A 26,372-nucleotide genomic window follows, 5' to 3' on the forward strand; every position below is an offset into this window, starting at 1 on the left:
GAATGTTTCTTATTTAGAATAACTAAACATTTAACTGGAGCCATCCTTGAAAAAACTAGTGTTCATTAGTGCAGTTTGCACACTATCTAGCGCGCTTTCCTATGCCCAAGCGCAAGAGACTGACGAAACAACTTCTGTCGAAAAAATCTCTGTAGTAGGTGCTACAACAAACCTAAGTATTACTGCTGAAGACATCGAGCAATACCAAGCTAATGATCTCGCTGATATATTTCGTAACTCGCCTTCAATTAGTGTCGGCGGTTCGGTAGGCGTGGCGCAAAAAATATATATCCGTGGCCTAGAAGACGCTTATTTAAATGTCACCGTTGATGGTGCGCAGCAAACGTCAACCCTGTTTCACCATATTGGCCGAGTAACTATCGATCCAGATTTACTGCAGCAAATTGATGTACAAGCAGGCGCTGGTGAAGCAACTAGTGGCCCTGGCGCAATTGGTGGTTCAATTCGATTTAAAACCAAAGATGCTGACGACCTTTTAGCTAAAGGTGAGCAATTTGGTGGCCGAGTTAAAGCAAGCTACTTTTCGAACGACGGCACCCGCTATAGCGGTAGCCTTTACGGTAAGCTAAGTGATACATGGGGCGTGCTAGGTTATTACAGCACAGTCGATCGCGATAACATGGAAGATGGCGACGGTAACGAAATTTACGGTACAGCAGCCGATCAAGACATGTTGTTCTTTAAAGCCAGTGGTGATATTGCTGAAAACCATTACTTGTCGTTAAGTGTTGAGCAGCGTGATGAAGAAGGTGAGTTTTCTGCCCGCCCTAACTGGGTAGTCTTGGAAGGCGCAGCACTTTACCCAAGTGAAGCACAGCGTGATACTTATGTAGCTAACTACCGTTTCGCGCACAGCGATATGGTGTACTTAGAAGCCACGGCCTATCAAACCGATTCTTCATTCCAAGGCGGTCGTTTTAACTGGTTAGCTGAAATCGACACTTACGGTTTCGATATTCGCAATACCAGTGAAACTGCCAAGCATAAGTTTGTGTACGGGGTAGATTATCGCAGTGATGAAGTTACAAGTGGTTCTGCTGGCGGTACAACAGATAACGCAGAAGAAAGCAGCGTAATGGGCATCTACGCTCAAGGTTACAGCGACATTACGCCTGAACTATTACTTAGCTACGGTGTGCGCTACGACGATTATGACTTCCAGCAACGCATTTTACTCGAAGAGTATTACGGTACACCAGTTACTGACAGCGAAGCTTCACTAGACGACTCTGAACTAAGCTTCAATATTGGTGTTGCTTATCAGCTGACAGAAGCTTGGACCTTAGGGTTAGGTTATGCCGAAGCCGCCAGAGGAAAAGAGATTGGCGATGGTTTCACTATCGACGGTTACCTTTACGATGGCTCAGATATTCCAGTGGTTGCTGATGATTTAGTGCCAGAAACGGTTCAAAACATTGAAGCCTCAATTGAGTACAGCGCTAATAACCTAAATGCGAGATTAAGCGTTTATAACTCAACCCTAGATGATGTGATTTTTGAAGGTTACGAAGGCAATTCTGTTTTCAATAACATTGGTACGGTAGAAAGCAGCGGTATTGAATTCGACCTTGCCTATCGCGTAGATTCATTCGACTTTTTCTTTGGTTTCTCAACTGCTGATAGTGAACTTGACCCAAGAGATGGCATTTACAACGTAGACTACTCGTCAATTGATTTGAACGGTTATGAATTTGTGGGCTTAGGTAATAGCCGCGGCGATACTATAGTGGTTGGCGTAGATTACACGGTTAACGCCGATATTAGCGTAGGTACAAGTATTAGACAGGTTAGGTCTATTGATATTGATACCTTGCATCAGGCGGTTGATTTGGGTTGGACAGACAGTTTGTATAGCTTGAACAAACCAAGCTACACCCTTGTTGACTTGTATGGTGAGTGGCAGGCCACAAGCAATATTCTGGTTAACCTAGCAGTGTCTAACTTGTTTGATGAGTACTACATCGACCATTCAAGTGTAGGTGACTACAGTGAAGTGTTTGCTACTGTTATCGGCCCCCATGAAGCAGGTAGGGATATTAGACTATCAGTATCTTATAACTTCTAGTACGCGTAAGTTATGAGTGCTAAATCTATAAAGAAGTGGGTCTTTTGGGCCCACCTTATTGCCGGCTTAATTGCCGGCATATTTGTTTTATGTATGTCCTTTACGGGGGTACTACTGACCTATGAACGGCAAATCGTTGAGTTTAGCGAAAGACGGTACGACGTAGAGCCTATACACGTAAATACGAATTCAGCTAAACAAAAAAACGAGCTTGCTAGCACTGAAGTCAGCTCAGGTAACAGCTCAGGTACCAGCACTGGCAGCAGCACCCGCATTAGTACCGATGATGTGGTGTCGATACTGCAAACGCTTAAACCTGATGAACCGCATATTTATGTTCGTTTGGTAAATCAAGAAGGTGCGGCTATTCCTGCATGGGCAGGCCGGCACAGCTTTTTACTACACCCTTACACCGGTGAAGTGCTTCGAGAAGGCGAGGGTTCTGTGGGTGAATTTTTTCACTTGGTCACCGACTTTCATCGCTATTTATCTCTTGCAGGTGACTATCGGGTAATAGGCAAAAACATCACGGCATACGCCAATCTTGTGTTTATCTTTTTGATCGTAAGTGGCCTTTATTTATGGCTACCCAAGCGTTTCAATTTAAGAGCCTTTAAACAGCAAATCCTATTACCCAAAACCTATCAAAATTCACATCATAGAAATCGGCAATGGCATTTTGTCTTCGGTATTTGGTGTTTAATACCGCTATTTGTTATTGCGTTAACAGCTACTATTTTCCATTTCGATTGGGCAAATAAAGCCATATACGGTGCCTTTGGCGAAAGTATACCTGCACGAGAGCAGCATGAGGAAATTACCAGTTTAGCGGCAGATATAGTGCCTTATGAAACGCTCTTTAAAGCAGCCCAGCAACATGCCAATGCGAATAGGTACGAAGATTGGTATTCAATGTGGATGGAAATAGGTGAGCATAAACACGAAGCCCGTTTCTTCATTGATAAAAGCATTGGGCATAGACAAGAACTCGCTTATTCGCTTTTTTTCGATACCCAAACAGGCGAAGTAACTCAGGTACTAAGAAAACAAGATTGGTCTCTTGGCGGGCAAGCCTGGGGTACCGCACGTTTTCTACATACCGGTGAATACTTTGGGGTTGTTGGTCAAACTGTGGCGGGGGGAGTGTCATTGTTTGCGTGTATGCTGGTTTATACCGGTATTGTGCTGGCGTGGCGCAGATTAATAACTGAACCTAGACGACGACAACGCAACGCTGAATTACAACCTTAACAATATGACAATAATTGGGCACACAGGGGTGTGAGTGAGCTGTGACGTTTAGGAACGCGGTAATTCAATTTGAATTTTTAGCCCGCTTCGCTGCCCAGCTTTATGCTTTTCGCTCTGGGCTTCATTTATATAGCTCTGGGCTTCCACTATATAGCTCTGAGCTTCATTTATATGGCTCTGGGCTTCATTTATATGGCTCTGGGCAGTATCCGTATAGTTTTGAGCCTTGATACTGCCGCCTACGGCTTCAATTTGTCGGTGGGCTAACGCCAAACCTAAACCAAAGCCAGTGCTTTGCGATGAATCTATTCGTTCGCCAATGGATGCTCTGGCTTTATCCACCCGAAAGAATGGCTTAAAAATGTCCCCAAGCATATGTTCAGGCACGCCAGGGCCATTATCTTTCACACACAACTGGTAGCCCTGTTCGGAGGTGGTGAGCATAACTTCTACTTCCGATTTTTCAGGCGTATGGCGTAATGCGTTACGAACAATATTCTCTATCGCTTGGCCCAATGCTATTTGGCTGCTTTGAGTTAACGGCGCTTTTTCTGGCAGCGTGCTAACAAGGTTTTTGTCAGGGTATTCGAATCGGGCGTCTTCACAAATAACCTGTATTAATTCCACCAAATCAAAGTCATCAGCATTTAGCTGTGGCGATTCTGTGTTCAACCACGCAAGGGTAAGCGTATCTTCAACTAAATTGCGCATGGTAGAGGCTTCGTAGCGAAGCCGAGCTAACGCTTGTTGCGGGTTAATTTGTTGCTCTACAAAATCAACTGCCATATCTATGCGGGTTAGTGGTGTACGTAACTCATGAGATAAATCTGCCAGTAACTGGCGTTGATTATAAATAAGTTTGCTGGTTCTATCGGCCATTTTATCGAAAGTAACGGCTAAGCGGGTAAGTTCGTCATTACGCTCAAGTAGCGACGCATTGGTTCTTACATCATAATGACCCGCACTGAATGATTTGGTAACGTTTTCCAGCTTTCTTAACGGCGACATTACATGGCGGTATAACACTAAACTTAATATGCACAGTAATATTAGCGGCAACGCAATTTGAAGCAGTGCGTTGGCATACAGCAACATCGCTCCAGGGCGCATACGCTGGGGCAATTCAATTAAAAGGTGTGTGCTCGCATCGGCAAAGGGGATTTCCATCACGGGGTTTTGTTGAAAGTATAAGTGTATTTTCCATTCCACACTTCTGCCGTATTGGAAACGGTCGAAAAACGGTTTGTAAAGGCTGGATCCAGCCAAAGGCGTAATATCTGAATTGACTACACCCACCCACGTTTGCTCTTTTTCTTGAAGCATCTTAAGCCAAACCGACAGGGCTTCTTCACCTTTATTTTTCCAAATTTCATCGGCTTCTTTTCCGTAATCTAGCAATTGCTGCTGATGTTTCTGTGCAATAAAGCTCATGCTAGATTCGGTATGGTTAGTTAACCAATCTATGGCCCAAAAAAGCAGTACGGTACCTACGCCAATTACAGTACACATACGCCAAAACAGGGTGTACTTCATGAAAAGCGATAGCCTTTGCCATGCAAGGTAGAAAGCCTTTCTGGTGGCATACCTGCTTCTACTAGCTTTTTACGCACGCGACTAATGTGCATATCTAAACTTCTATCATAACGACTGAATGGCCTGTTAAGCACACTTTGATACAAGAAGGCTTTGGTCATCACTTCATGATGGTTTTCTAGTAGCACCCATAGTAACTTAAATTGAATGGGGGTGAGCTCAACGCCGTTCCCCGAAAAGCGAACATCTTGCTTAATTCGGTTAAGTTGAAGCTCATCAATGATTAACTGTGAAGCTTGTTTGGGGGGAGCGATGTCTCGCTGGCTACGGCGTAACAAAGCCTCTATCCTAAGCATCATTTCTGTAAAGTTAAACGGCTTAGGTAAGTAATCATCAGCGCCTTTTCTATAGCCTTCAATGCGCTCTTGTTCAGCACCACTGGCGGTAATCATCATTACAGGAGTATGTTTAACTTTTCGAATTTGATTCAAAACAGCCAAGCCATTAAGCGAAGGCAATAAGATATCGAGTAAAATGAGATCGAAGCTTTCCTGCAGCGCCGTTAGCAAGCCTTTATGGCCATCTAAGCACTGGGTAGTGGTAAACCCTTTTTCTTTTAGCAGCATAGCTACCTGATCGCTAAGGGTTATATCGTCTTCTATTATCAAAATGCGAGCGGCAGACATAATATGTACCAAAGTTGTGAGTCTGTATGCTATTGATAATTGTTCTTATTTGCAAGTTGCTTGAGGTATCGCTTCCAAACATTAAGTATATTTGCTACTTTCAGCACACATTACGCAATATTGTACACTCGTACTTTTATCTTTTTTCTTCATCTTAAAACGGCAAGGACTAGTAATGCCCTCTCATTTTCTTAATTCGCTTTTTATTGTGTTGAGCGTGCTTTTTACCATTGTTGGGTGTAGTAATAACCCCTCGCAAACGTCAACAGACGGGGCTTCAGTGAACGAAGATGAATCTGCAATTACCCTAACAGGTACTTGGCAGGTGGAAAGCATCGACATGGGCGGCATTATCGATAGCAGTATGATGACCGTGGAGTTGGTAACAAAAAATCGAATTTCAGGCTTTACTGGCTGTAATCAATTTTCGGGCATACTTAATTTAAAAGCGGGCGAATTAGCAGAAGGTGAGTTTGCAACATCTAAATTGGTAACGACTCGCCGCGCATGTGTAGGTGCCATGTCAGCGCAAGAGCAGCGCTTTGTGAAAGCACTAGAAACGGCCAGTCGTTACGAAATTCAAAAGGGCACTATTCAAAAGGGCGCTTGGTTGGTTATTTATGATAACGCCGGTAAACAAAGGCTGAAGTTAATAAGAATGTCAGCACAAGACACGGCGAAGAATGAAAAAATGGATATAGCGACCACGGGAACGCATCAGTTTAATTGTGCAACCGCAGGAAACATTGTGGTGCGCTTTTTAAGCCCAGAAACAATCAAGCTATCTGAAAAAGGTAATATTCATATATTGCAGCGTACGCGTTCAGCCTCAGGGGCGCGTTATATCGGTATGAATACAGAATTTTGGAACAAGGGGAATTCAGCCGTTCTTAGCCTACAAAACCAATCGTATTCATGCACTAAGTAATTGAACTAGGTTATTTGAGTTCATATCCACAGGTTACATCTACAGTTCGCCGACTTTTATAGGTTTTTTTGCACATATAACAGTTTTTCGCATCTCGTTACTTGCCAACTTTCCAAATTGGGTACTACGCTTAGTCCATATTGTAATCAACATTGACTAACGCGTTGCCTACTTACTTCTTATTAATTTAAGAGTAAGTACCTTTATGACATTGAACACACATCATGCACATTTCACTCGGTTAAATCTGGAGTGATGAAGGAGTAGTGGCAAGGTATAAGGAGATCCTTTTGCATTCAAACGTGGAAAGTTCATCTACACAATCAGAAAGTAGCAATAATATTTATCTGGCAGGCGCAGTGGTAGGGCTATTGGCATCTTGGGCGCTGTTCTTTTTTGGCTCAGCGCTTTTCGGCTTTATTTTGCTTACGGTGGTACTAATAGGCTTTGTTGCTTACGCATCAAGTAAGAGAACATCGTCTGATGCCAATTCCTCTATTGAAGAAACATATTCCAGCACGGCTCATGTGGAAGATAATATTGCATTAGCAGGGGGAGAGATTGCCCACTCGCTATCAATATGTGAGGGAAACCTGTCTTCTATTAAAACAACTCAAGATGATGCGGTTGTTACCCTTAGTCAAGCCTTTACCAGCTTAAAAGACCTCGTAGCTGCACAGGTTAATTGTATTGATGCTCTGCTTAGTATCGATGCAACAAACAACACCGCTTACTCAGATAAAATGCGCAATTTTGCTGAAAATACCGATAGCACTCTTGTGAGTTTTATCGATTCTACCGAAAAAATGTCGTCTTCAACACAGCATTTAATGAGCCAAGTACAAACCATTCAACAAGCAATGCCCACGGTTATTGATGCCCTTAGTGGAATAGACGATATTTCAGCTCAAACTAATTTGTTAGCGTTAAATGCAGCCATAGAAGCAGCGCGGGCCGGTGAAGCTGGAAGAGGTTTTGCCGTGGTGGCGGATGAAGTAAGAGCCCTGTCTACCCGCTCAACCCAATTCAGTGATGTTATTAAGAAGCAGGTAGAGAATATTAAAGGGTTGGTAGACAAGCTCACCGAAACCGCCGAATTTGTTGCTTCTCAAGACATTTCCCATGTGGTTGAAGCCAAAAATCATATCAGTAAAGAGCTAAAAGACATTATTCGTAAAGCAGAATCAGACCAAGTTACCACTAAGCAACTAGAGGGTATTGGACAACAACTAGATGATGCAATAAATAACGCGATAAGAGGTATGCAGTTTGGCGATATAAATGGCCAGCACATTGATTATACGAAAGATATTGTAAAATTTATTATCGAGCGACTCCAACAACTAGAGCCTGAAAATTTAGAGGCTTTTGCTTCTGAATTAAAGGCTTACCAACAAGCGCTTGCCCAACGAGGAAAAACCGACCACAACCCAGTTTCTGCAACATCCATGCAGTCGGGAGAGGTAGAGTTATTCTAGGGTACAAAGGATTTTGACATTAAATGTAGTTACTTTTAGGCAGTTAGGGAATAGAAAGTATGAGCAAGCATATTTTAGTAGTTGACGATTCTATATCAATTCGTCAGATGGTAGAGATGACCTTAAAAGGTGCTGGCTACACAGTTACCACCGCACAAGATGGTCAAGAAGCATTAGACAAATGTAAGTCTCAGCAATTTGGATTTGTATTGACCGATCAAAACATGCCCCGCATGGACGGTTTAACACTTATCAAAAACTTGCGTAGTTTAAGCGGTTTTAATCGCACGCCTATTGTCATGCTTACCACGGAAGCGGGCCCAGAGATGAAAGCCAAAGGGAAAGCGGCGGGCGCTACAGGTTGGATGGTGAAACCTTTCGATCCTAATAAGCTGCTAGATGTGACAAAGCGCGTTTTAGGCTAATCCTTTTCACATCATACCGGCCTGGAAGGATTCAGAATGAGCATCGATATTGAGCAGTTTCATGGCGTGTTTTTTGACGAGAGCGATGAGCATCTCGACGATATGGAACAACTGCTAATTAGCCTTGATGTAGACTCGCCTGACTCGGAAGAACTAAACAGTATTTTCCGCGCGGCCCATTCTATTAAAGGGGGAAGTGGCATTTTTGGCTTCAATGCCTTAATGAATCTTACCCATGTAATGGAAAACCTGTTAGATAAGGCCCGTAATCAAGAGTTATCAGTTACCACTAATATCGTTAACCTGTTACTAGAAACCCTTGATGTATTAAAAGCGACATTAGCGGCCTATCGCGATCAAGTAGATGTGCCAGAACAAGCCATTGCAGTGAGTATTACCAAGCTGGAAAGAGCGCTAACAGAAACCCAAGATACAGATACATATATTGAGGCTTCTAGCGATAGCGACGCGTTTGGCTTTTTTGAAGATGAACCTGACAGCGACGCTTTTGGCTTTTTTGATGATGAGCCTGACACCACCTTAGATATCAGCCAACAGAGCGCAACCAGTGACAACGAATTGTCGACACCAAGTGATGATGGTTTTGGATTTTTTGATGATATTCCCAACGAACAAGTGGCTAGCGCAGAAGACGACGGCTTCGGATTTTTTGATGAACCAGACGTACCTGCAATAACAACAGTAGCCAGTGACGAAAGCTTTGGTTTTTTCGACACCGCAGATATGCCCAAGCCAAGTTTAAAAGCGAATGATTCCGTACTTAAAGAATCGCCCACATCACCTGTTCCCACTAATACCATACAGAGCTCTACTGCGCCCGACGCCGCTGCAAACAAATCTACCTCGCCGCCTCCCAGTATTTCAAAGTCGCCAGCTAGGCCAGCAAAAAAATCGGGTGGGCGAGACAGTGCTTCTATTCGAGTAGACACCGGTAAAATAGATGCCATGGTCAACCTCGTTGGTGAACTTGTTATTACTCAATCCATGTTGTCCTTGATTGGGCAGGAAGTAGATGGGCAGGTAGGCGAGCGTTTGCAGGTAGCGATAGACGAATTGCAGCGCAATACCCGAGAAATCCAAGAGTCGGTAATGTCAGTAAGAATGTTACCACTGACAGCGACATTCAATCGCTTCCCTAGGCTGGTGCGTGATTTGGCTGGCAAGCTAGACAAAAAGGTCGATTTAGTCTTGCAAGGTGCCCACACAGAAATTGACAAAAGCTTGATTGAAAAGCTGGTCGACCCGTTAACACATTTGGTTAGAAACAGTATCGATCATGGCATTGAATTGCCCGAAAAGCGACGTGCTGCCGGAAAACCAGAAATGGGCACCGTGATACTAGGCGCTGAGCAAAAAGGCGGCAGTATTATCATTAGCATTATCGATGATGGCGGCGGGTTGAATAGAGCCCGTATTTTAGATAAAGCACACGCCAACGGATTAGCCGTTAGCGATGACATGCCAGACAGTGAAGTGTGGCAGCTTATCTTTCAAGCTGGTTTTTCTACCGCCGAAGCGGTAACCGATGTGTCTGGCCGTGGTGTGGGCATGGATGTGGTAAGGCGGAATATTGAAGCCATTGGTGGGCGCATAGAAATAGAGTCTTCATTAGGAGAGGGATCGGGCTTCTTTATACATTTACCACTCACTCTCGCTATTGTTGATGGCATGTGCGTGACTGTGGGAAATCAGATTTTTGTTATCCCTTTGCTCAACATTGTGGAGTCTTTTCAGCCCACAGCCAGTCAGCTTAAAACCTTGGGCAACGATACGGTACTTTATATTCGCGACCAATACTGGCCCCTTGTGCCTCTTCACGATTATATGGACGTAGAAAACGCCAACCGAAAACCCACCGAAGCCATTGTGGTGCTACTCGAAAGCAGTAAGAAGCGTTTCGGGGTGCTGGTAGACGCCTTAGTTGGCCAACAGCAAGTGGTAATCAAAAGCTTAGAAGATCACTACCGAAAAGTAGCTGGAATTGCAGGCGCTACCATCATGGGCGACGGAAAAGTTGCACTCATTATTGATGCCGACTCTATCGCAACTACTTATACCTCAAGTCAATTAGAGGACATGCTCGCATGAGTGATACCGCATTACATCAAGCAGTTATCGGGGGCGATGACAAAGAATATCTGAGTTTCGTACTCGCCGATGAGCACTACGCTTTAGATATCAAAACCGTGAAAGAAATTCGTGGCTACGAGCAAGTCACTAAAATTGCTAACGCGCCAGCCTTTATTAAAGGGGTTATTAATTTACGAGGGGACATTGTGCCAATTGTAGATCTACGCCTTAAATTCAATGTTGGCGAGGCCACTTACACCGAATTTACCATCGTGATTATGCTTAATATTCAAGATCGCATTGTGGGCATTGTAGTAGATGGCGTATCGGACGTTATTCGTTTAATGGAAGACCAAATTCTAGCACCACCTGAATTTGGTGTGGCTTTTGACAGCCGTTACTTGCACGGGTTAGCAGATGTAGATGGTCAGATGGTTATTCTGGTGAATATTGAAAGCCTTATCACCAGCGAAGAAATGGGCTTAGTTGCTCCCGAAAGCGTTAACGAAGACGCGTAACAACTAAGACTGCAACGGTAAAAAATTTCGCAAATTTAGGATGAACTGGTTATGGGCGTGTTTAACTTTCTCAACAATGATGAGCTTAAAGCTGCACAGCACGAGGCGCAGCTAAAAACGCAGATCCTCGATGCAAGCACCGCAAGCATTATGGTAATTGATGGCGCGGGTAATATTGTATATCACAACCCTGCTTTTTTAACGTTGGCGCAGCAATATCCTGATGATTTTACGGTATCCACTCACGGTGGTCATGCTTCTTTGAAAGGGCAGAATTTATCGACGATCGTAAAGGGAAATACCCAACTGCTGAACGACATTTTGCAGTGCCGTGAAGCCAGCCTCTATGCGCAAATGGCCGAGACCGTGTTTACTCTTAATATTACCGCCCTTAGTGCGTCAAGCTCAGATCCCGCGCAATATGTTGTGCAATGGAATGACAGCGAACAAGAAGATCAGCGCGCCGGTATGGTTAATGCCATTAACCGAAGCCAAGCGGTTATTCTTTTTACTCCCGACGGTAATATTGTTAAAGCGAATGAAAACTTTCTATCTGCCATGGGGTACTCAGAGAGCGAAGTTGAAGGTAAGCATCACAGTTTGTTTGTTACTCGCGAGTACGCCGGTAGCCAAGAATACAAAGATTTTTGGTCAGTATTACGAAGCGGTGAAGCACACAGCGGTGAGTTTTGCCGAGTAAATAACAAAGGCGAAGACGTTTGGATTCAAGCTTCTTACAACCCTATTTTTGATCATAGTGGCAAGGTTACCGCTATCGTGAAATTTGCTATCGATATCACCGATGAGAAAAAGCAAAACGCCGATTATGAAGGGCAAATTAATGCCATTAGCAAGTCGCAAGCTGTTATCGAGTTCGACCTACAAGGCAATATTCTTACCGCGAATGATAATTTTCTCAGTGTGATGGGGTATTCCTTAGAGGAAGTAAAAGGTAAGCATCATAGTACGTTTGTGGAAAAGGAAGTAAAGCTTAGCCCCGAATACGCTGCATTTTGGAGAGATTTGCAAGCAGGTAACTATCGAACAGGTGAATTCAAAAGGTTAGGTAAGGGGGGCAGTGAAATTTGGATCCAAGCTTCTTACAACCCTATTTTAGACAGCAACGGGCAACCTTTTAAGGTGGTTAAATTCGCCACTGATATTACCGCTGAAAAAGCTAAGAATGCATACTTCGAAGGCCAGCTAACCGCCATTAGTAAGTCACAAGCGGTTATCGAATTTGATTTAGATGGCGTGATTTTAGATGCCAACAGTAATTTCTTATCGGCACTTGGTTATACCCTAGATGAAGTGAAAGGAAAACATCACAGCATATTCGTAGAGGCTGCTTTTAAAAATAGCCCAGAATACGCGGCGTTTTGGGAGCAATTACGCAAAGGGGTTTACGCCAGTGGCGAGTACAAGCGTATTAGTAAATTAGGCAATGCGGTCTATATTCAGGCTTCGTACAATCCCATACTTGATCAAAATGGCAAACCCTTTAGGGTGGTGAAGTACGCCACCGATATTACGGGGCGCACGGTAGCGGTAGACAGCATTAAAACCGTGATGTCTAAGCTTACTGAAGGCGATTTACTGCATAACATTGAAGAGCCACTAGATGGCGACTTCAAAGTACTTGGTGAGTCAATCAATCAGTTTGTAGATGAACTACGCGACACCATCATTAAAATTCACGATGCGGTGGAAACTATTGATACCGCCTCTAATGAAATTGCCACAGGAAACGCTGACCTATCAAGTAGAACCGAGCAGCAAGCGTCTAGCCTAGAGGAAACCGCATCGGCTATGGAAGAGCTCACAGGGACGGTAAAACTGAATGCGGAAAACGCTGACCAAGCGAAAGGCTTGGCCAGTCAGGCCTCAGATGTAGCATCAGAGGGCGGAAAGGTGATTGAAAAAGTGGTTCATACCATGGGAGAAATCAACGATTCGGCCCAGCGCATTTCTGACATTATTGGTGTTATTGATGGCATTGCATTTCAAACCAACATACTTGCCCTAAACGCTGCGGTAGAAGCGGCACGAGCTGGCGAGCAAGGCCGAGGGTTTGCTGTAGTGGCATCGGAAGTACGCACATTAGCCCAGCGCTCAGCTGAAGCGGCTAAAGATATTAAAGGGCTTATTTCAACCTCGGTAGAGAAGATTACCAATGGCAATGTGTTGGTGAATAAGTCTGGTGAAACCATGGCCGATATCGTCACAGCAATTAAGCGGGTGAACGACATTATGTCAGAAATTGCTGCGGCGAGTTCTGAGCAAGCCACCGGTATTCAAGAAGTGAACAATGCCGTGGTGCAAATGGATGAAATGACCCAGCAAAATGCAGCGCTTGTAGAAGAAGCGGCAGCCGCTGCAGACAGTATGAGGCAGCAATCTGGACAGCTAGCCCAGCGGGTCGCTGTATTTAAAGTGGGGCAGCAAAATTTTAGTTCAGCCTCTGCGTCATCGAATAGCATGACATCGTTTCCTACGTCTGCGCCAAGAGCGATATCTGGGCCTGGGCCTTCTAAGCCAAGAGTAGCGTTAAATCCAACGTCTCCAGATGAAGCAGAATGGGAGGCCTTTTAGTGTATGACGGAGTTACACGAGGTAGTGGCGCAAAGGGAATTTGCCTACAGTCGGCGGGACTTCGATAAAGTTAGGCGGCTACTGTTTGAGCGTGCCGGTATTCGCCTAGCCGATTCTAAAGATGCCATGGTGTATAGCCGCTTAGCGCGGCGCTTGCGCATATTAAAATTAACCCGTTTCAAAGACTACTTGGCAGTAGTGGCCGACAACCACCAAGAACAAGAGCATTTTGTTAACGCGCTAACGACTAACTTAACCTCCTTCTTTAGAGAGCCTCATCATTTTGAGGCGCTTTCAACGTACTTAAAGCAGCACCCTAATACCAAACGGATTTGGTGTTCGGCCAGCAGTACGGGGGAAGAGCCTTATTCCATTGCCATGACGGTGGCATCGGTATATGGCACCTTTACTCCCCCTGTGTCTATTGTTGCCACTGATATCGACAGCCGCGTGTTACAAAAAGCCGCCGCAGGAATTTATAGTGCAAGCGGCATTGAACAATTACCTCCTCACTATCGCCAACAGTTTTTCTATAAAGGCAAAGGCGCGCAGCTAGGAAAAGTGCGTGTAGCCGATGAGCTTAGGCGTATGGTGCAATTTGCAACCCTAAACCTGATGTCTCCTACTTGGGACATTGAAAGCCCAATAGATATTATTTTTTGTCGAAACGTCATGATCTACTTCGATCGAGACACCCAGCGTAAAATTCTATCCCGCATGGTTAAGTTAATGAAACCTGGGGGAATGTATGTAGCTGGTCATTCTGAAAACTTCACTATGTACCCTGAGTTGGTACGGCCAATGGGTAAAACTATTTATCGGCCAGCAAATTAAAAGGGGTTAGCAGTATGAGCCAAGATGAACAACCTATTAGTTACTTCGACAACCGATTTCGAAAAGAAGCCGTTAAATTATTACCCGGGCAGTACGTTGCCACTGCTTCTAATAAAGTGTTGGTTACTATTTTAGGGTCTTGTGTTGCCGCATGTATTTACGACCCAGAAAAGAAAATTGGCGGCATGAACCATTTTATGTTGCCTGAATTAAATTTAGCCAGTGAGCTAGACAGCAACCTTGCATCTAAATACGGCGTGCATGCTATGGATATGCTTATTGAAAAGCTCATCACGCTTGGGGCACGAAAGGAAAAGCTGGTAGCTAAAGCTTTCGGCGGAGGCAAAGTACTCGCGGGGTTCGTGCAACAAGATATTGGAAGAATTAACGCGGAGTTTGTAGTTAACTATTTAACTAGGGAAAACATCCCACTATTAAATAGCGACTTAATGTCAGACTACGCCCGCAAAATATACTTTCTACCCGATGAAGGTAATGTGTATATGAAGCGAATTAGGAACTTCAACAATGCCAGTTTGTATGAGCGTGAATCTAGCCACCGAACGCTGCTATCTCAGCAAGCCAACCCCGATGATTTCTCGCTAACGGAGCCTGACAATGCCCATCAAAGTTCTCGTGGTAGATGACTCTGCACTTATCAGGCAGTTGTTATCTGAAATTATTAATAATGAAGCTGACATGCTTTTGGTTGGAGCGGCACCCGATGCGTTTGTAGCAAAGAAAATGGTACAAGAGTTTAAGCCTAATGTGATCACCCTTGATATTGAAATGCCCAAGGTGGATGGCTTACGGTTTTTAGAAGTCATGATGAAAGCGTGCCCTACACCGGTGGTTATGGTGTCTACGTTAACCGAAAAGGGGGCAGATGCTACACTTCGTTCGTTAGAACTAGGCGCAGTAGATTTTGTACCAAAACCTAAGCTAGGTGTGGCGCAAGGTATGGAAGAGTATCGCTCGGTAATAACGGAAAAAATTAGAATGGCGGCACACTCCACATTAAGTGCACCTACCCAATCACGCGCGTCACAACATGCCGCTATGCGCTATACCGGCAGCGAAAAGGTAATAGGAATAGGGGCGTCTACTGGTGGCACAGAAGCAATTAAGGATGTACTCATGCATTTCCCTAGAAATGCACCTGCCACGGTTATTACCCAGCACATGCCACCGGGCTTTACCACAACCTACGCCCGTAGGTTAAACAGCTTGTGTGAAATAGAGGTAAGTGAAGCAAAAGGCGGAGAGCGTTTGTTACCAGGGCATGCCTATTTAGCACCGGGTGATAAACATCTAGTTGTTGAGCGTAGCGGCGCAGATTATCGAATTGCCTTGTCTGATGGACCAAGAGAATCAGGGCATAAACCTTCTGTAGACGTACTTTTTAATTCATTAGCGACCAATGCTGGCGCAAATGCTGTAGGTGTTTTGCTAACAGGGATGGGGCGCGATGGTGCGAACGGTTTACTGCAAATGAAACAACAAGGAGCTACTACGTTCTGCCAAGATGAAAAAAGCTGTGTTGTGTTTGGAATGCCCAAGGTGGCAATAGAATTAAATGCGGCTACCTACGTTACGCCGCTAGCTTCGCTAGCAGATGCTATACTCGATACATTAGAGTCGATTGGTGTAGGAACACGGCTTTAAGTAGATTTTGTTTAATCTATGTTGTCGCTAAGTTTTCCACTTAGCTTGTTAGCTGATTTATTTGATGTTTTAATAAAGCGGATCTGTTGTCACGATAACATTGCTGTTACAGAAAGCTGTTACTGTAACCTCAACTACGGAAGGGTTCTCGTGAATTCTAACAATGGGTCGATAACAATATAAGAAACATTAGCAACGCCCCTAAAAATCATGAGCAATACGAATACATGACGGGGAAATAAATGGCATGGGACGTTACGGCATACCTGAATTTATTATCATTAGGTATAATTTCTAACACCTAAAAATAAGATCATAATTGCTATAGTTTCAACACAAATCAGGGTATCGGATAGCCTTATCTCTATTTAAAATAAATGAGCTTGAACTATATCAGGCCATTGGGGAATCGTATGAAACAGCAAGCTCTAATCGCATCAGTCGCAATGGTAATATCATCTGCAGCATTTTCTTCTGTAGCCTCAGCAAATGGCGGGTTTCAGCCAACCGCTAAAGCGTGCGTGAATGTGGGTAAAGAAATTTCACGAGTCAGTGGCGAAATGAATGCAGCGAAATCGGGTATTCAAAAGTCTTGGTTAAAGCGCCAGTTGGGTGCGCTAGAAACAAAACGTTCAAACTGTTCGACAAATGGGTTTAAAGGTAGACAATTAGTTGCTAAAACTGATAACTAAAGTCTGCTACACGTTATATATCAAGGGTGCTTTATGCGCCCTTTTTCATTTCTTGCTCAAGCTCAGTTAAATTTTCTACGTTCAAGTTGGGTTTAAGCCCTAACGGATACATCATCTTGCCAGGTCGGCTAACAAATGTGGTTTGCATACCTATAGCCTTAGCACCACTCACGTCCCAGCCATGTGCCGCTACCATCATGGCATCTTTGGGCTCAACGCCAACCTCTTTGCATGCCCAGCGATATACATCGGGGTAAGGCTTATACGTTTTAATTTGCTCTGTGCTTAGTACATGGGAAAAGTATTCTTTAATGCCAGCAAATTCCAGTTGCGCTTTTAGCCCTTCAATAGAGGAGTTAGACAGCGCCACTAAAGGCACGTTAAACGATTGAAGCTTTGCAAGTGTTGGCTTTACATCATCATGTGCAGGAAGCTTGGTAATGTGGCTTTTTATGGCATTAAGGGCTTCGTCTTCAGAAACCGTAAAGCCTTTACTGTGCGACACCATCACCAAGGCTGCCGCCCCAATGTTGATAAAGTCGTTAAACTGGTTAGACGCAATATCGACAAGAGAGTGATGTAGAAGATTCGCAAACCACAAATCGACTAAGTCTTCATTGCCGCCAAGCAATGGTGCCAAGCCATGCTTCATTTCTGCCATATCAAGCAAGGTTTCGTTAATGTCGAAAAAAAGCGCTTTAGGTGCTGTCATGGTAGTAATTCCCTTTATTATTGCGCTTTCGCGCGACGTCTGAGCACATCTATACGTTTATCTAAGGGCGGGTGGCTCATAAATAATTCTGAAAATGCTGACTTACCCGAAATACCAAAGGCCATCATGGTGCCATCTAGCTGGCTTTCACTGTTCGATTTTAAGCGTGTTAACGCCGCTATCATTTTTTGTCTACCCACTAGTTTGGCTGAGCCTGCATCGGCGCGATACTCACGCTGACGGGAAAACCACATCACAATAATGCTAGCCAAAATACCAAACAGCATTTCAAGAACAAACACAATGCCATAATAAGCAAAGCCCCCTAAGGCGCTCCCTGCGCTATTACTGCTACGGGTGGCATTCGAAATAGCACCGGCAATAACCCGTGCTAAGAAGATAACAAAGGTATTCACAACCCCTTGAATTAACGTAAGGGTAACCATGTCGCCATTGGCAATGTGTGATACTTCGTGGGCAAGCACAGCTTCCGCTTCATCTTCGCTCATACCATTTAATAAGCCACTGCTTACGGCAACTAAGGCATTGTTCTTATTCATGCCGGTTGCAAATGCGTTTATTTCAGGGGAGTCGTAAATTGCTACGTCTGGCATGCCAATACCTGCTTTTTTAGCTTGTGCTGACACCATATTAATTAACCAGCGTTCAGTGGGGGTGGTGGGGTTGTCAATCACCTGTGCCCCAGTGCTTCGTTTGGCAATCCATTTCGACATGGCTAAAGAGATAAGCGCCCCGCCAAAACCAAAAACAGCAGAGAAAACCAATAAACCTGTGATGCTGCGGTTATCAATACCAAAGGCAGCAAACACAATATTCAGCACAACACCTAGCACTAATACTACGGCTAAGTTGGTAACAAGGAATAAGAAAACCCGTTTCATATAATGTCTCTATCTTGAGGTAAAAGGCTAAGGTAAAAGTTTAGGTGTTACATAAACTGAAACAAACCGATAGCTATATTATGGTGGCGAAATATTGCGCTTCAAAGAGGGGGCAATAAAAAAAGCCGATGATAAGTATCATCGGCTTTGGTTTAGTAGCTTATAGCCTGTTAATTAAAAGAACAGGTATGACACGCTAAGCTTCATGCTTCTTGGCATGATGTAGCGCCCGTTAGGTGAATCAGGGTTTCTAGGATCGCCTTCGGTAATACCTTGTTCGTCTGTTAGGTTATCTATAGACAGTTGAACGCGAAGGGCATCGGTAGGCTCAAGTGTCATACCCACATCAACTTTTTCATATCCTTCTAACACTACTGTATTTTCGTTATCGCCAAAGCGGTCGTCTACGGCTGAAAAAGTACCGTATACTGTGGCATACATATCGCCTACGTCGAAACCATAGCTTGGGGTCATACGTACTTGCCAACCAGGCTGACGCTGGGCTTCATTACCTTCATTGGTTGCGCTTGCCGTAATTTCAGTTTCTTGAAGCGTTGCATTTACGCTAAGTGAGAAACCTGAGTCGTGGTTGTACTTTCCGTCAAACTCAATACCGTAAGCTTCGTTTGTTAAAATTTCAGCCGGTGCACCTGGAAGACGTACAAAGGTATCGCCTTTGACTTCGTTGGCAAACGCAGTGGCAAAAAACTGAATGTTGTCATTCATGTATTTATAGCCAAGCTCGCCTTGGGTAACTTCTTTAATTAAATCGTTACCGCCTGTATAAGCACCCCAGTTATCACGAAAGTCATCGAAATAAGGCATCTTGTAGCCACGGTTCATACGAACAAACACGCCGCTAAAGTCATTGAGCGCGTAGTTAGCGCCTAACGTCCACGAGGTTTTGTTTTCGTCATACTCTAATGCTTTGTTTATTACGCCATCTAAGCCTTCATCTACTGAATAGCTTACTTCATGGTTTTCACGACGAAGCCCTAAGTCGATGCTTAAGTTTTCAGTGGCGTACCAAGTGCTAGTGGCGTACAGTGCAAATGTGCTGGCATCGCCTACCGAGTTTATATCGTAGCTCCAGCCACAGCCTTCAGCACTGTTATTACAAGCTATACCGTCAAGCATTTCGCCGCCAGGCACTAATGCATAGTAAGCTTGGTTACCAATGCTCCACCAGTCTTCTGCTTTGGTGGTTGCGCTATAAATACCAAAAGAGGTATCGAAGTTGTCCCATGATTTAGATACGGCTAAGTCGTTAGTGAATGACTCAACGTCTTTCAGTACAACCCAACGGCCAATTTGTTGAATAGGGGTGTCGCCGTCGTAGGTGTTTCCAGTAACCGCACCTGTAGCGCTTTCACCATTATCAGCCACATCGGCAACGGTAACAGCAGAACCATCTGGCACTAAGCCAAAGGTGTTTGCTGCGCCTTTAGTCAGGTTGAATCGGTCAACTAAATGCCAGCCGCCACCTAATTCAAGCTTTAAGCTACCACCACTCACATGACCATCCCAGCCGCGACCATCGCCAAAGTCGAAAGACTCAGAGGTAGCATTGTCTGGACCGTAGTTGATGGTGGCTTGACGGTTTAACGGACCTATTTGCGTATAGTTTGCATCAATGCCATCTACATTAAGCGGGGTAGGTAAGTACCATGTGCCGTGATCGTCAGTTTGACGGGTATAAAGGTTCAACTCACCTTTATCGAAAATTTTGGTTAGATTTACCGTGAATTGGTTACCCTCTTCAGAGCTAAACCCAGCATCGCGAATACCATCAGAACTTTTTACGTAACCGCCTACCATGTAGTAAAGATCGTCGGCTAGTGCACCGCTAAGTACAAGATCAACCCGATTCAAACCGTAATCAGATACCGTATATTTCACGCTGGCTTCAGTATCTTCACCGCCGCGTTTTAAGCGAAAGTTTGTGGTTAAACCGGGTTGGCCGTTACTCACTACAGGGTTAGGGCCACCACGTAAGCCTTCCACCATTTCAATGGTGTCGTCTATTCTAAACATTTGAGAGTTTTCTAAGAATGACAATGTAGAGGCGGGGTAAATAGGTGAGCCTTCTAGTGCAATGGTAAGGAAAGGTGCATCGCCGCCGCCTGGAAAGCCTCGAACAAATACGTTTGCACCTGACTCACCGCCAGAGCTTTCTACCCAAACCCCTGGAATGGCTTTGAACAAATCGGCAGTAGATTTAGGCGCCAATTTTTCAATGTCACTGGCATCAATATTGGTGACAGCAAAGCTTGCATCAATTTTTCTTATTCCTGCGCCGCCTGGCGTTCCACTCACTACAATAACTTCAGTATTTTCTGCAGTAGCCTGTTTTGTTTCTTCTTGTGCAAAGGCTGTTTGGGTTAACGCTAAAGAAATTGCAGTGGCTAGCATTCCTTTTGTGAACAACGTTTTCATGGTGTGTGCTCCTGAAAATAAGTTTTGGGCGTTGTTAACCGAATGCGTGAAACAGGTTAAAAAAATGTCACTCGCTTCGGGAATGAGCAACAAAATAGATCTCTTTGCAAACGATTGCAAGGGTAAAATACAATCGATTGCAAAATATTTGTTTAAGCGTGTTAATATTTGTTTGCGAAGTAGTTTGGTATTAAGACTTAATGAATAGAAGTAATTAACTTGGGATACAGAGACTTAGAAGGCTATGCGTTGAGCATAGGCTTTTCACGTATTTCTCGGTATAGTTTGAAAAAAAGAGAGAGCTAAATAACTTGAGTTCAGAAACAAAATTAACGTTAGCCAAGCTAGCAAAGTTAGCTGGGGTTTCTACCTCTACAGCTTCAAGAGCGCTAAAGGATAATCCGCTAATTAAGCAAGAAACACGGCTTAAAGTGCAGGCCTTGGCAAAGGAGCACAATTACAGCGTGAATGCGGCTGCTAGTAGGCTACGTACACAAAAAACTCATGTTATCGCAGTAATTTTAAACTTAATTGATCATACCGAACAAAGCACCACCGATCCGTTCTTGCTGAAACTGGTAGGGGAGTTGAACCAAGCGCTTAACGCCAAAGGCTACGAGCTGCTGCTATCAAATTCTTTTATGGCATCGGATGATTGGGCGAATTACTTTATTCACAGTCAGCGCGCCGATGGAATGATTGTAATTGGGCAGGGGAAGTCGACTAAGAAAATTGACCGTGCCGCCGAAGCCGGTGTTCCAATTGTTGTGTGGGGCGACCCTAAAAGTGAAGCTAACTATCCTATTGTTGGCGGAGATAATTACCAAGGTGGATTCGACGCCACCACGCACCTGCTACAAAAGGGCGCCAAGCGTGTGTTGTTTTTAGGTGATGCAGAGCACGCCGAGATGCAAGAGCGTTATAAGGGCTATTTGCAAGCGCATCAAAATGCCAATATTTCAGTGAGCAGCGATTGTACCTGCACTATCGATATAACGTCTAAAGCGGCCTACGAGTATATAAATCAAAGAGTAAAAGCGAACGGCTTAGATTTCGACGGTATCGTGTGTTCAAGCGACATGGTAGCGCTTGGCGCACTTAAAGCGTTGAAAGAGCGCTACGTTGGTATTCCAAGCGATGTGGGTATTGTCGGCTACGACGATATTTCGCTAGCTGAACTTATGCATCCGGCGCTAACAACCATACGCCAAAACACCCAGCAAGCCGCATCAGCTATGGTAGAGCAATTGCTTCGCCAGTTTGAAGGCCTACAAACAGCAAGTTACGTAGTAGATACCCAACTTGTGGTTCGCCGTTCAAGTAAACACGATTAATGTACTTAAATGTGGTTTGGTAAGAGAAAATAAAAGGTAAATGCAAACGTTTGCATTTTTATTTTTATCCGTCTACACTCCGGCTTAATTAAGTTAACAGAGTGTTTACACATGTCCCGATTGTTGATTATCGCTGCAATAGCCGTTAGCTATTATGTGTTTGCCATACTGCTAAACAGTGTGGGTACGGTTATTTTGCAATCGATAAACAGTTTCGATGTGTCGAAACCAGAAGCCAGCACCCTCGAAGGATTTAAAGACTTATCCATTGCGTTGGTATCTTTTCTTGTTGCGAGTTTCATTCCCCGCATTGGCTACAAAGTATCAATGCTATTCGGCCTTATTCTGGTGGCTGCACTTTGCGCTATTACGCCTAATGTTGGCAGCTTCTGGGTTATAAAACTCTTATTCGCGGGCATAGGCACAGCCTTTGCGTTAGTAAAAGTGTCGGTATACGCCATTATTGGCCAACTCTCTTCTAGCACCAAAACGCATAGCTCGCTGATGAATACCATTGAAGGTATTTTCATGTTGGGTGTACTTTCTGGCTATTGGGTGTTTGCTGCCTTTATCGACCCCACAAATGAAGCATCTCTTTCGTGGATGAATGTGTATTACTTAATTGCCGCTCTAGTTGCCGTAACGATTTTATTGGTGCTAGCCGCGCCCATTCAAAAACCAGAGGTAAACAAGGAAGTAGGGGTAGGTACAGCGTTTATCGATATGCTTAAACTTGCCTATAAACCTTTAGTGCTCATCTTTATTATTTCAGTGTTTCTCTACGTTCTGATTGAGCAGGGGATAGGCTCTTGGTTGCCAACGTTCAACCGAGAAGTATTGGGTTTACCTACCCAAGTGAGTATTCAAATTACCAGTATTTTCGCCGTAGCACTTGCTGTTGGCCGCCTATTAGCCGGAGTGGTGCTAGCAAGAGTAAGTTGGTATCCCTTCATGAACGCCTGTTTAGTGGGGATGGCCGCCGTCATGCTATTAAGCTTGCCTTTAGCTGAAAAGGTAGATGAGAACCTTATTGCTAGCTGGGTAGATGCACCAATAGCGGCGTACCTTATTCCGCTCATTGGGTTAATGATGGCACCCATTTACCCTGTTATTAATTCTGTAATGTTAAGTGCATTGCCCAAAGTACAACACGCCCCTATGACAGGCCTAATCGTGGTGTTCTCTGCCCTTGGCGGTACCACTGGCTCTATTATTACCGGCTATGTATTTGAAGCAATGGGCGGGCAGCAAGCGTTCTATTTATCGCTTATTCCCATAGGTGCATTGCTTGCTACCCTGTTCTTTTTTAAACGAGCAACATCTTCAATAGTGTTAAAGGATACCGCGTAATATGGCATTAACAACAAGTGGCTGGCGAAACTGCTTGCCATTCTTTAAAAGCAATTTGTTTAAAGATGTACAAAACGCGGCTTTATTTGAAGATAGCAAAACCTTTGCCGATGCCATTGTATTAGGTGATTGGCAGAACGTGATAAGCCAATACGAGCAGCAGAGGAATAACGAGGGCTTTAGTTTGTCGTCTTTCGTTGGCACTCATTTCAAAATGCCGGATATGGTAGCGAGCCGTGCAGGGGGAGCTTTTACTACTGTGCCAGAGTATGTGCAACATATGTGGGATGTGCTTACCCGTACACCAGATGCAAACAATGTGGATAGCTTAATTAGCCTATCACGCCCATACATAGTACCTGGCGGCAGATTTCGAGAAATTTATTACTGGGATAGTTACTTTACCGCATTAGGGTTAATTGATTCTGGAAAAGCTGACATGGTAATTAACATGTTGGAAAATTTCTTAGACATATTAGATGAAGTGGGCTGTATTCCAAATGGAAATCGCGCCTATTATTACACTCGCAGTCAGCCACCTGTTCTGGCACTAATGTTTTCGTTAGTAGAGGAAAAGTTAAGTGAAACACAGCGTCAAAGGGCTATAGCTGGCATCGAAAAAGAATATGCTTTTTGGATGAATGGTGCGCAAAGCATAAGCGACACGCAAGACGCTAAGCAAGCAAGTGAACACCTAGTGCGCATGCCTAGCGGTGCTTTACTTAACCGGTATTACGATAGCGAAGCCTCGCCACGTCCGGAGTCGTACAGAGAAGACATAGAAACGGCCGAGCAGGTAGGCGCAAAATCGGTAGAGTTTTACCGCCATATAAGAGCCGCATGTGAATCAGGCTGGGATTTCAGTTCCCGCTGGCTTGCCGATGAAAACGCCCTGTCTAGTATTCGTACTACTGAAATAGTGCCTGTTGACTTGAACGCACTGCTGTATTTTGTTGAAAATAAATTAGCGCGGGTTAGCAGTGAAGCCAATGCAAAAAAATACCGTGAAGCCGCTACTAATCGAAAGCAGGCAATAAATACGTATTTGTGGAATGAAGACAAAGCCTGTTTTTACGATTACCACTTCCCCAGTGCTACGCAAACTGCTGTGCTTTCGGCAGCTGCCACCGTTCCTTTGTTTGTAGATCTTGCCACCAATGCGCAGGCTGAAGGGGTTAATATTGCCCTTAAAACTCACTTGTTAGCCCGCGGCGGAATAGTAACTACAGCCAATAGCACCACCCAGCAATGGGATGCGCCAAATGGATGGGCACCTCTGCAATGGTTTGCGGTGAAAGGGTTACTAAATTATGGTTTTACCGAGGAAGCGAGCGACATTATTAATCGCTTTACGCAAACCATTGAAGAGCATTTTGCGCAAACTGGCGTAATGCTAGAAAAGTATAACGTGTGCGAGCCTGACAAAACGGCAAGCGGTGGAGAGTACGAAGTTCAGCTAGGGTTTGGTTGGACTAACGGTGTTTATACTCGCTTTAAAACTATGCAAGGCTAAACGAAAAGCCGCTAGTTCCGCTAACGCCTTTATCTTTGATTTATAAATTTAAGATTTAAAACAGGGTTAGCGGCGCTAGTCGCAGTTTATATTTGGCGCTGATTGCAAAGGCGCTGGCTCCACAAGGTATTAGCTATACACTGAATGCCAAAACGCCTTCTTGTACTACAAGGGCGTACCGAAGCTTACCAAAATGCCCACACCCACCAACGCAACAATCGACCATATCAGCGTAGCCTTCGTAGCTTTTTCGCCCATCACCCACGCAACGCCTAGCGACATTAAGGCGCTGGTGGCAATTAGGGTTTGCACCACGGCAGCTTTGGCATAGGCAAAGGCAAACATTTGAAGGTAAATAGCGGCGGTAGTGCCTAATAAAGTAGCCAGTATAAACGCAGGCCAAACCCGTTGGTTGGATTCAATTACCGGCAACCATTTACTGCGAGTAACGACAATTAACGGCACTACAAAAATCATACCGCCAACTAAGCGCAAGAAGGCAGCACTGGCGGCATCTATATCACCACTGCCTAAAATGTCACGGCTAACGACTGCGCCTACGGCCTGGCATAAAGCAGCACCTACGCCATACATATAGCCAGAGGTAGCAAATACATGAGTAGTATTGCGCCTGCGCGATTTTATTACCATGTCGACCGACAATAGCACTACCGCAATACCTACCCATTGTTGCCAGGTTATCCATTCGCCAATAAAGGCCATAGCAAAAAGGGCAGTAAATAAAGGCGCTAGGGTTTCGGCTACTAATACCGCTTGGCTATCGCCAATCGATTTTAAAGCTTTAAAGAAGCAGGTGTCGCCAATACCTATACCAATGAAACCACTTAGTAGTAGCCAAAGCACGGCATTGGTTTCATAAGCGTTTGGCTGCACTAGGGCAATAACCACAGCCAAAATAGCGATAGAAATAAGGCCCTTCCAAAAATTCATGGTAAGGGGCGAGAATGCGTTACCTGTGCCCCTAAATAAACGGGCGGCTATTGCCCAACAAAGTGCCGTACCTAGTGCTGCGAATACGCCCATTAGTAACCTATAAAATATGAAGCTTAGAAAAAAGAGCCGCTATGCTAAATGAAAGTGAATGCGTATGTTAGTAGATATTAGATAATATTGGTTAACTAACTAAAAGTTAACGGAAACACAGTCACGCTTGTGCCACTATCTTAGCCTGTGCACGGTAATAAGCATCTGCACGCTAATAGTATTAACCATGCTAGACGAGCAATATTAGTTTGCTGCCGAAGCGAGTTATAAAAGCCAGATACCAAAACTGGCTACGAAAACCGGCTATGAAAACACGTGTAAAAAACTAAAGGCAAAAAGAG

At 44.3% G+C, this 26,372-nt stretch carries 21 protein-coding genes; 15 read left to right on the top strand and 6 right to left on the bottom strand.

Annotated features, from left to right (window positions below):
* Window positions 1–46: 46 nt before the first annotated feature.
* Window positions 47–2,086 carry a TonB-dependent receptor gene (locus AVL57_RS01535; protein ID WP_057794537.1) on the top strand — a complete coding sequence of 680 codons (2,040 nt, stop codon included), beginning with the start codon at window positions 47–49 and terminating at the stop codon, window positions 2,084–2,086.
* Window positions 2,087–2,098: 12 nt separating this feature from the next.
* Window positions 2,099–3,337, top strand: coding sequence for a PepSY-associated TM helix domain-containing protein (locus AVL57_RS01540; RefSeq protein ID WP_057794536.1), 1,239 nt, complete (start codon window positions 2,099–2,101; stop codon window positions 3,335–3,337).
* Between the two features lie 48 nt (window positions 3,338–3,385).
* Here AVL57_RS01540 and AVL57_RS01545 read toward each other — a convergent pair whose 3' ends face one another.
* A complete protein-coding gene (locus AVL57_RS01545; RefSeq protein ID WP_231751152.1) occupies window positions 3,386–4,870 on the bottom strand; it encodes a sensor histidine kinase in 1,485 nt (494 codons plus the stop codon).
* Window positions 4,867–5,556: a response regulator transcription factor gene (locus tag AVL57_RS01550; protein ID WP_057794534.1), complete on the bottom strand. Its 690-nt coding sequence runs from the start codon at window positions 5,554–5,556 to the stop codon at window positions 4,867–4,869. Before AVL57_RS01550 ends, AVL57_RS01545 begins: the two co-directional genes overlap by 4 nt.
* A 175-nt stretch (window positions 5,557–5,731) precedes the next feature.
* Between AVL57_RS01550 and AVL57_RS01555 the strand changes: the two genes are divergently transcribed.
* The 10 genes from AVL57_RS01555 to AVL57_RS01600 all read left to right on the top strand — a co-directional run bounded on the left by AVL57_RS01555 (window position 5,732) and on the right by AVL57_RS01600 (window position 16,779).
* The gene (locus AVL57_RS01555; protein ID WP_057794532.1) at window positions 5,732–6,484 is read left to right on the top strand and encodes an META domain-containing protein; all 753 of its coding nucleotides are present in this window, start codon (window positions 5,732–5,734) and stop codon (window positions 6,482–6,484) included.
* Between the two features lie 290 nt (window positions 6,485–6,774).
* Window positions 6,775–7,962, top strand: a complete 1,188-nt coding sequence (locus tag AVL57_RS01560) for a methyl-accepting chemotaxis protein (protein ID WP_057794529.1) — start codon at window positions 6,775–6,777, stop codon at window positions 7,960–7,962.
* Window positions 7,963–8,021: 59 nt separating this feature from the next.
* A complete protein-coding gene (locus AVL57_RS01565; RefSeq protein ID WP_013785776.1) occupies window positions 8,022–8,387 on the top strand; it encodes a response regulator in 366 nt (121 codons plus the stop codon).
* A 36-nt stretch (window positions 8,388–8,423) separates the two neighbouring features.
* Entirely contained in the window at window positions 8,424–10,496 is a 2,073-nt protein-coding gene (locus AVL57_RS01570) for a chemotaxis protein CheW (protein WP_057794527.1), read from the top strand.
* A complete protein-coding gene (locus AVL57_RS01575) occupies window positions 10,493–10,996 on the top strand; it encodes a chemotaxis protein CheW (RefSeq protein WP_057794525.1) in 504 nt (167 codons plus the stop codon). The genes AVL57_RS01570 and AVL57_RS01575 overlap by 4 nt, the downstream gene beginning before the upstream one ends.
* Window positions 10,997–11,047: 51 nt before the next feature.
* Window positions 11,048–13,588, top strand: coding sequence for a PAS domain S-box protein (locus tag AVL57_RS01580; RefSeq protein WP_057794523.1), 2,541 nt, complete (start codon window positions 11,048–11,050; stop codon window positions 13,586–13,588).
* A 3-nt stretch (window positions 13,589–13,591) separates the two neighbouring features.
* Window positions 13,592–14,422, top strand: coding sequence for a CheR family methyltransferase (locus AVL57_RS01585; RefSeq protein WP_057794521.1), 831 nt, complete (start codon window positions 13,592–13,594; stop codon window positions 14,420–14,422).
* A 14-nt stretch (window positions 14,423–14,436) separates the two neighbouring features.
* Window positions 14,437–15,069, top strand: a complete 633-nt coding sequence (gene cheD, locus AVL57_RS01590) for a chemoreceptor glutamine deamidase CheD (protein WP_057794519.1) — start codon at window positions 14,437–14,439, stop codon at window positions 15,067–15,069.
* Window positions 15,041–16,087 (top strand): protein-glutamate methylesterase/protein-glutamine glutaminase, encoded by a 1,047-nt coding sequence (locus tag AVL57_RS01595; protein ID WP_057794518.1) that lies wholly within the window; start codon window positions 15,041–15,043, stop codon window positions 16,085–16,087. Before cheD ends, AVL57_RS01595 begins: the two co-directional genes overlap by 29 nt.
* Window positions 16,088–16,500: 413 nt before the next feature.
* Entirely contained in the window at window positions 16,501–16,779 is a 279-nt protein-coding gene (locus AVL57_RS01600) for a hypothetical protein (RefSeq protein WP_057794516.1), read from the top strand.
* A gap of 31 nt (window positions 16,780–16,810) precedes the next feature.
* Here the strand turns inward: AVL57_RS01600 and AVL57_RS01605 are convergent, their stop codons facing one another.
* The 3 genes from AVL57_RS01605 to AVL57_RS01615 form a co-directional block, all read right to left on the bottom strand.
* Complete coding sequence (locus AVL57_RS01605) at window positions 16,811–17,491, bottom strand: haloacid dehalogenase type II (protein WP_057794514.1); 681 nt, start codon at window positions 17,489–17,491, stop codon at window positions 16,811–16,813.
* 17 nt (window positions 17,492–17,508) lie between these two features.
* Window positions 17,509–18,393: a protease HtpX gene (htpX, locus tag AVL57_RS01610; RefSeq protein ID WP_057794512.1), complete on the bottom strand. Its 885-nt coding sequence runs from the start codon at window positions 18,391–18,393 to the stop codon at window positions 17,509–17,511.
* 174 nt (window positions 18,394–18,567) lie between these two features.
* Window positions 18,568–20,829: a TonB-dependent receptor gene (locus tag AVL57_RS01615; RefSeq protein ID WP_057796424.1), complete on the bottom strand. Its 2,262-nt coding sequence runs from the start codon at window positions 20,827–20,829 to the stop codon at window positions 18,568–18,570.
* Between the two features lie 311 nt (window positions 20,830–21,140).
* On the opposite strand from AVL57_RS01615, the gene AVL57_RS01620 reads away from it, so the two are divergent.
* The 3 genes from AVL57_RS01620 (at window position 21,141) to treF (ending at window position 25,026) form a co-directional block, all read left to right on the top strand.
* Window positions 21,141–22,163, top strand: a complete 1,023-nt coding sequence (locus AVL57_RS01620; RefSeq protein ID WP_057794510.1) for a LacI family DNA-binding transcriptional regulator — start codon at window positions 21,141–21,143, stop codon at window positions 22,161–22,163.
* Window positions 22,164–22,274: 111 nt separating this feature from the next.
* A complete protein-coding gene (locus AVL57_RS01625) occupies window positions 22,275–23,513 on the top strand; it encodes an MFS transporter (protein ID WP_057794508.1) in 1,239 nt (412 codons plus the stop codon).
* Between the two features lies 1 nt (window position 23,514).
* Entirely contained in the window at window positions 23,515–25,026 is a 1,512-nt protein-coding gene (gene treF / locus AVL57_RS01630; RefSeq protein ID WP_057794506.1) for an alpha,alpha-trehalase TreF, read from the top strand.
* 165 nt (window positions 25,027–25,191) lie between these two features.
* Here treF and AVL57_RS01635 read toward each other — a convergent pair whose 3' ends face one another.
* Window positions 25,192–26,070, bottom strand: coding sequence for a DMT family transporter (locus tag AVL57_RS01635; protein WP_057794504.1), 879 nt, complete (start codon window positions 26,068–26,070; stop codon window positions 25,192–25,194).
* Between the last annotated feature and the right edge of the window lie 302 nt (window positions 26,071–26,372).

The organism is Alteromonas stellipolaris, from assembly GCF_001562115.1.
Taxonomy (GTDB): Bacteria; Pseudomonadota; Gammaproteobacteria; order Enterobacterales; family Alteromonadaceae; genus Alteromonas; species Alteromonas stellipolaris.

Bases quoted from the DNA above. Each gene is read 5' to 3' on its own strand.
- AVL57_RS01615 (WP_057796424.1), bottom strand. From the start codon at position 20,829: ATGAAAACGTTGTTCACAAAAGGAATGCTAGCCACTGCAATTTCTTTA.
- AVL57_RS01600 (WP_057794516.1), top strand. From the start codon at position 16,501: ATGAAACAGCAAGCTCTAATCGCATCAGTCGCAATGGTAATATCATCT.
- AVL57_RS01555 (WP_057794532.1), top strand. From the start codon at position 5,732: ATGCCCTCTCATTTTCTTAATTCGCTTTTTATTGTGTTGAGCGTGCTT.
- AVL57_RS01580 (WP_057794523.1), top strand. From the start codon at position 11,048: ATGGGCGTGTTTAACTTTCTCAACAATGATGAGCTTAAAGCTGCACAG.
- AVL57_RS01585 (WP_057794521.1), top strand. From the start codon at position 13,592: ATGACGGAGTTACACGAGGTAGTGGCGCAAAGGGAATTTGCCTACAGT.
- AVL57_RS01595 (WP_057794518.1), top strand. From the start codon at position 15,041: ATGCCCATCAAAGTTCTCGTGGTAGATGACTCTGCACTTATCAGGCAG.
- treF (WP_057794506.1), top strand. From the start codon at position 23,515: ATGGCATTAACAACAAGTGGCTGGCGAAACTGCTTGCCATTCTTTAAA.
- AVL57_RS01565 (WP_013785776.1), top strand. From the start codon at position 8,022: ATGAGCAAGCATATTTTAGTAGTTGACGATTCTATATCAATTCGTCAG.
- AVL57_RS01550 (WP_057794534.1), bottom strand. From the start codon at position 5,556: ATGTCTGCCGCTCGCATTTTGATAATAGAAGACGATATAACCCTTAGC.
- AVL57_RS01575 (WP_057794525.1), top strand. From the start codon at position 10,493: ATGAGTGATACCGCATTACATCAAGCAGTTATCGGGGGCGATGACAAA.
- htpX (WP_057794512.1), bottom strand. From the start codon at position 18,393: ATGAAACGGGTTTTCTTATTCCTTGTTACCAACTTAGCCGTAGTATTA.
- AVL57_RS01545 (WP_231751152.1), bottom strand. From the start codon at position 4,870: ATGAAGTACACCCTGTTTTGGCGTATGTGTACTGTAATTGGCGTAGGT.
- AVL57_RS01605 (WP_057794514.1), bottom strand. From the start codon at position 17,491: ATGACAGCACCTAAAGCGCTTTTTTTCGACATTAACGAAACCTTGCTT.
- cheD (WP_057794519.1), top strand. From the start codon at position 14,437: ATGAGCCAAGATGAACAACCTATTAGTTACTTCGACAACCGATTTCGA.
- AVL57_RS01570 (WP_057794527.1), top strand. From the start codon at position 8,424: ATGAGCATCGATATTGAGCAGTTTCATGGCGTGTTTTTTGACGAGAGC.
- AVL57_RS01625 (WP_057794508.1), top strand. From the start codon at position 22,275: ATGTCCCGATTGTTGATTATCGCTGCAATAGCCGTTAGCTATTATGTG.
- AVL57_RS01540 (WP_057794536.1), top strand. From the start codon at position 2,099: ATGAGTGCTAAATCTATAAAGAAGTGGGTCTTTTGGGCCCACCTTATT.
- AVL57_RS01635 (WP_057794504.1), bottom strand. From the start codon at position 26,070: ATGGGCGTATTCGCAGCACTAGGTACGGCACTTTGTTGGGCAATAGCC.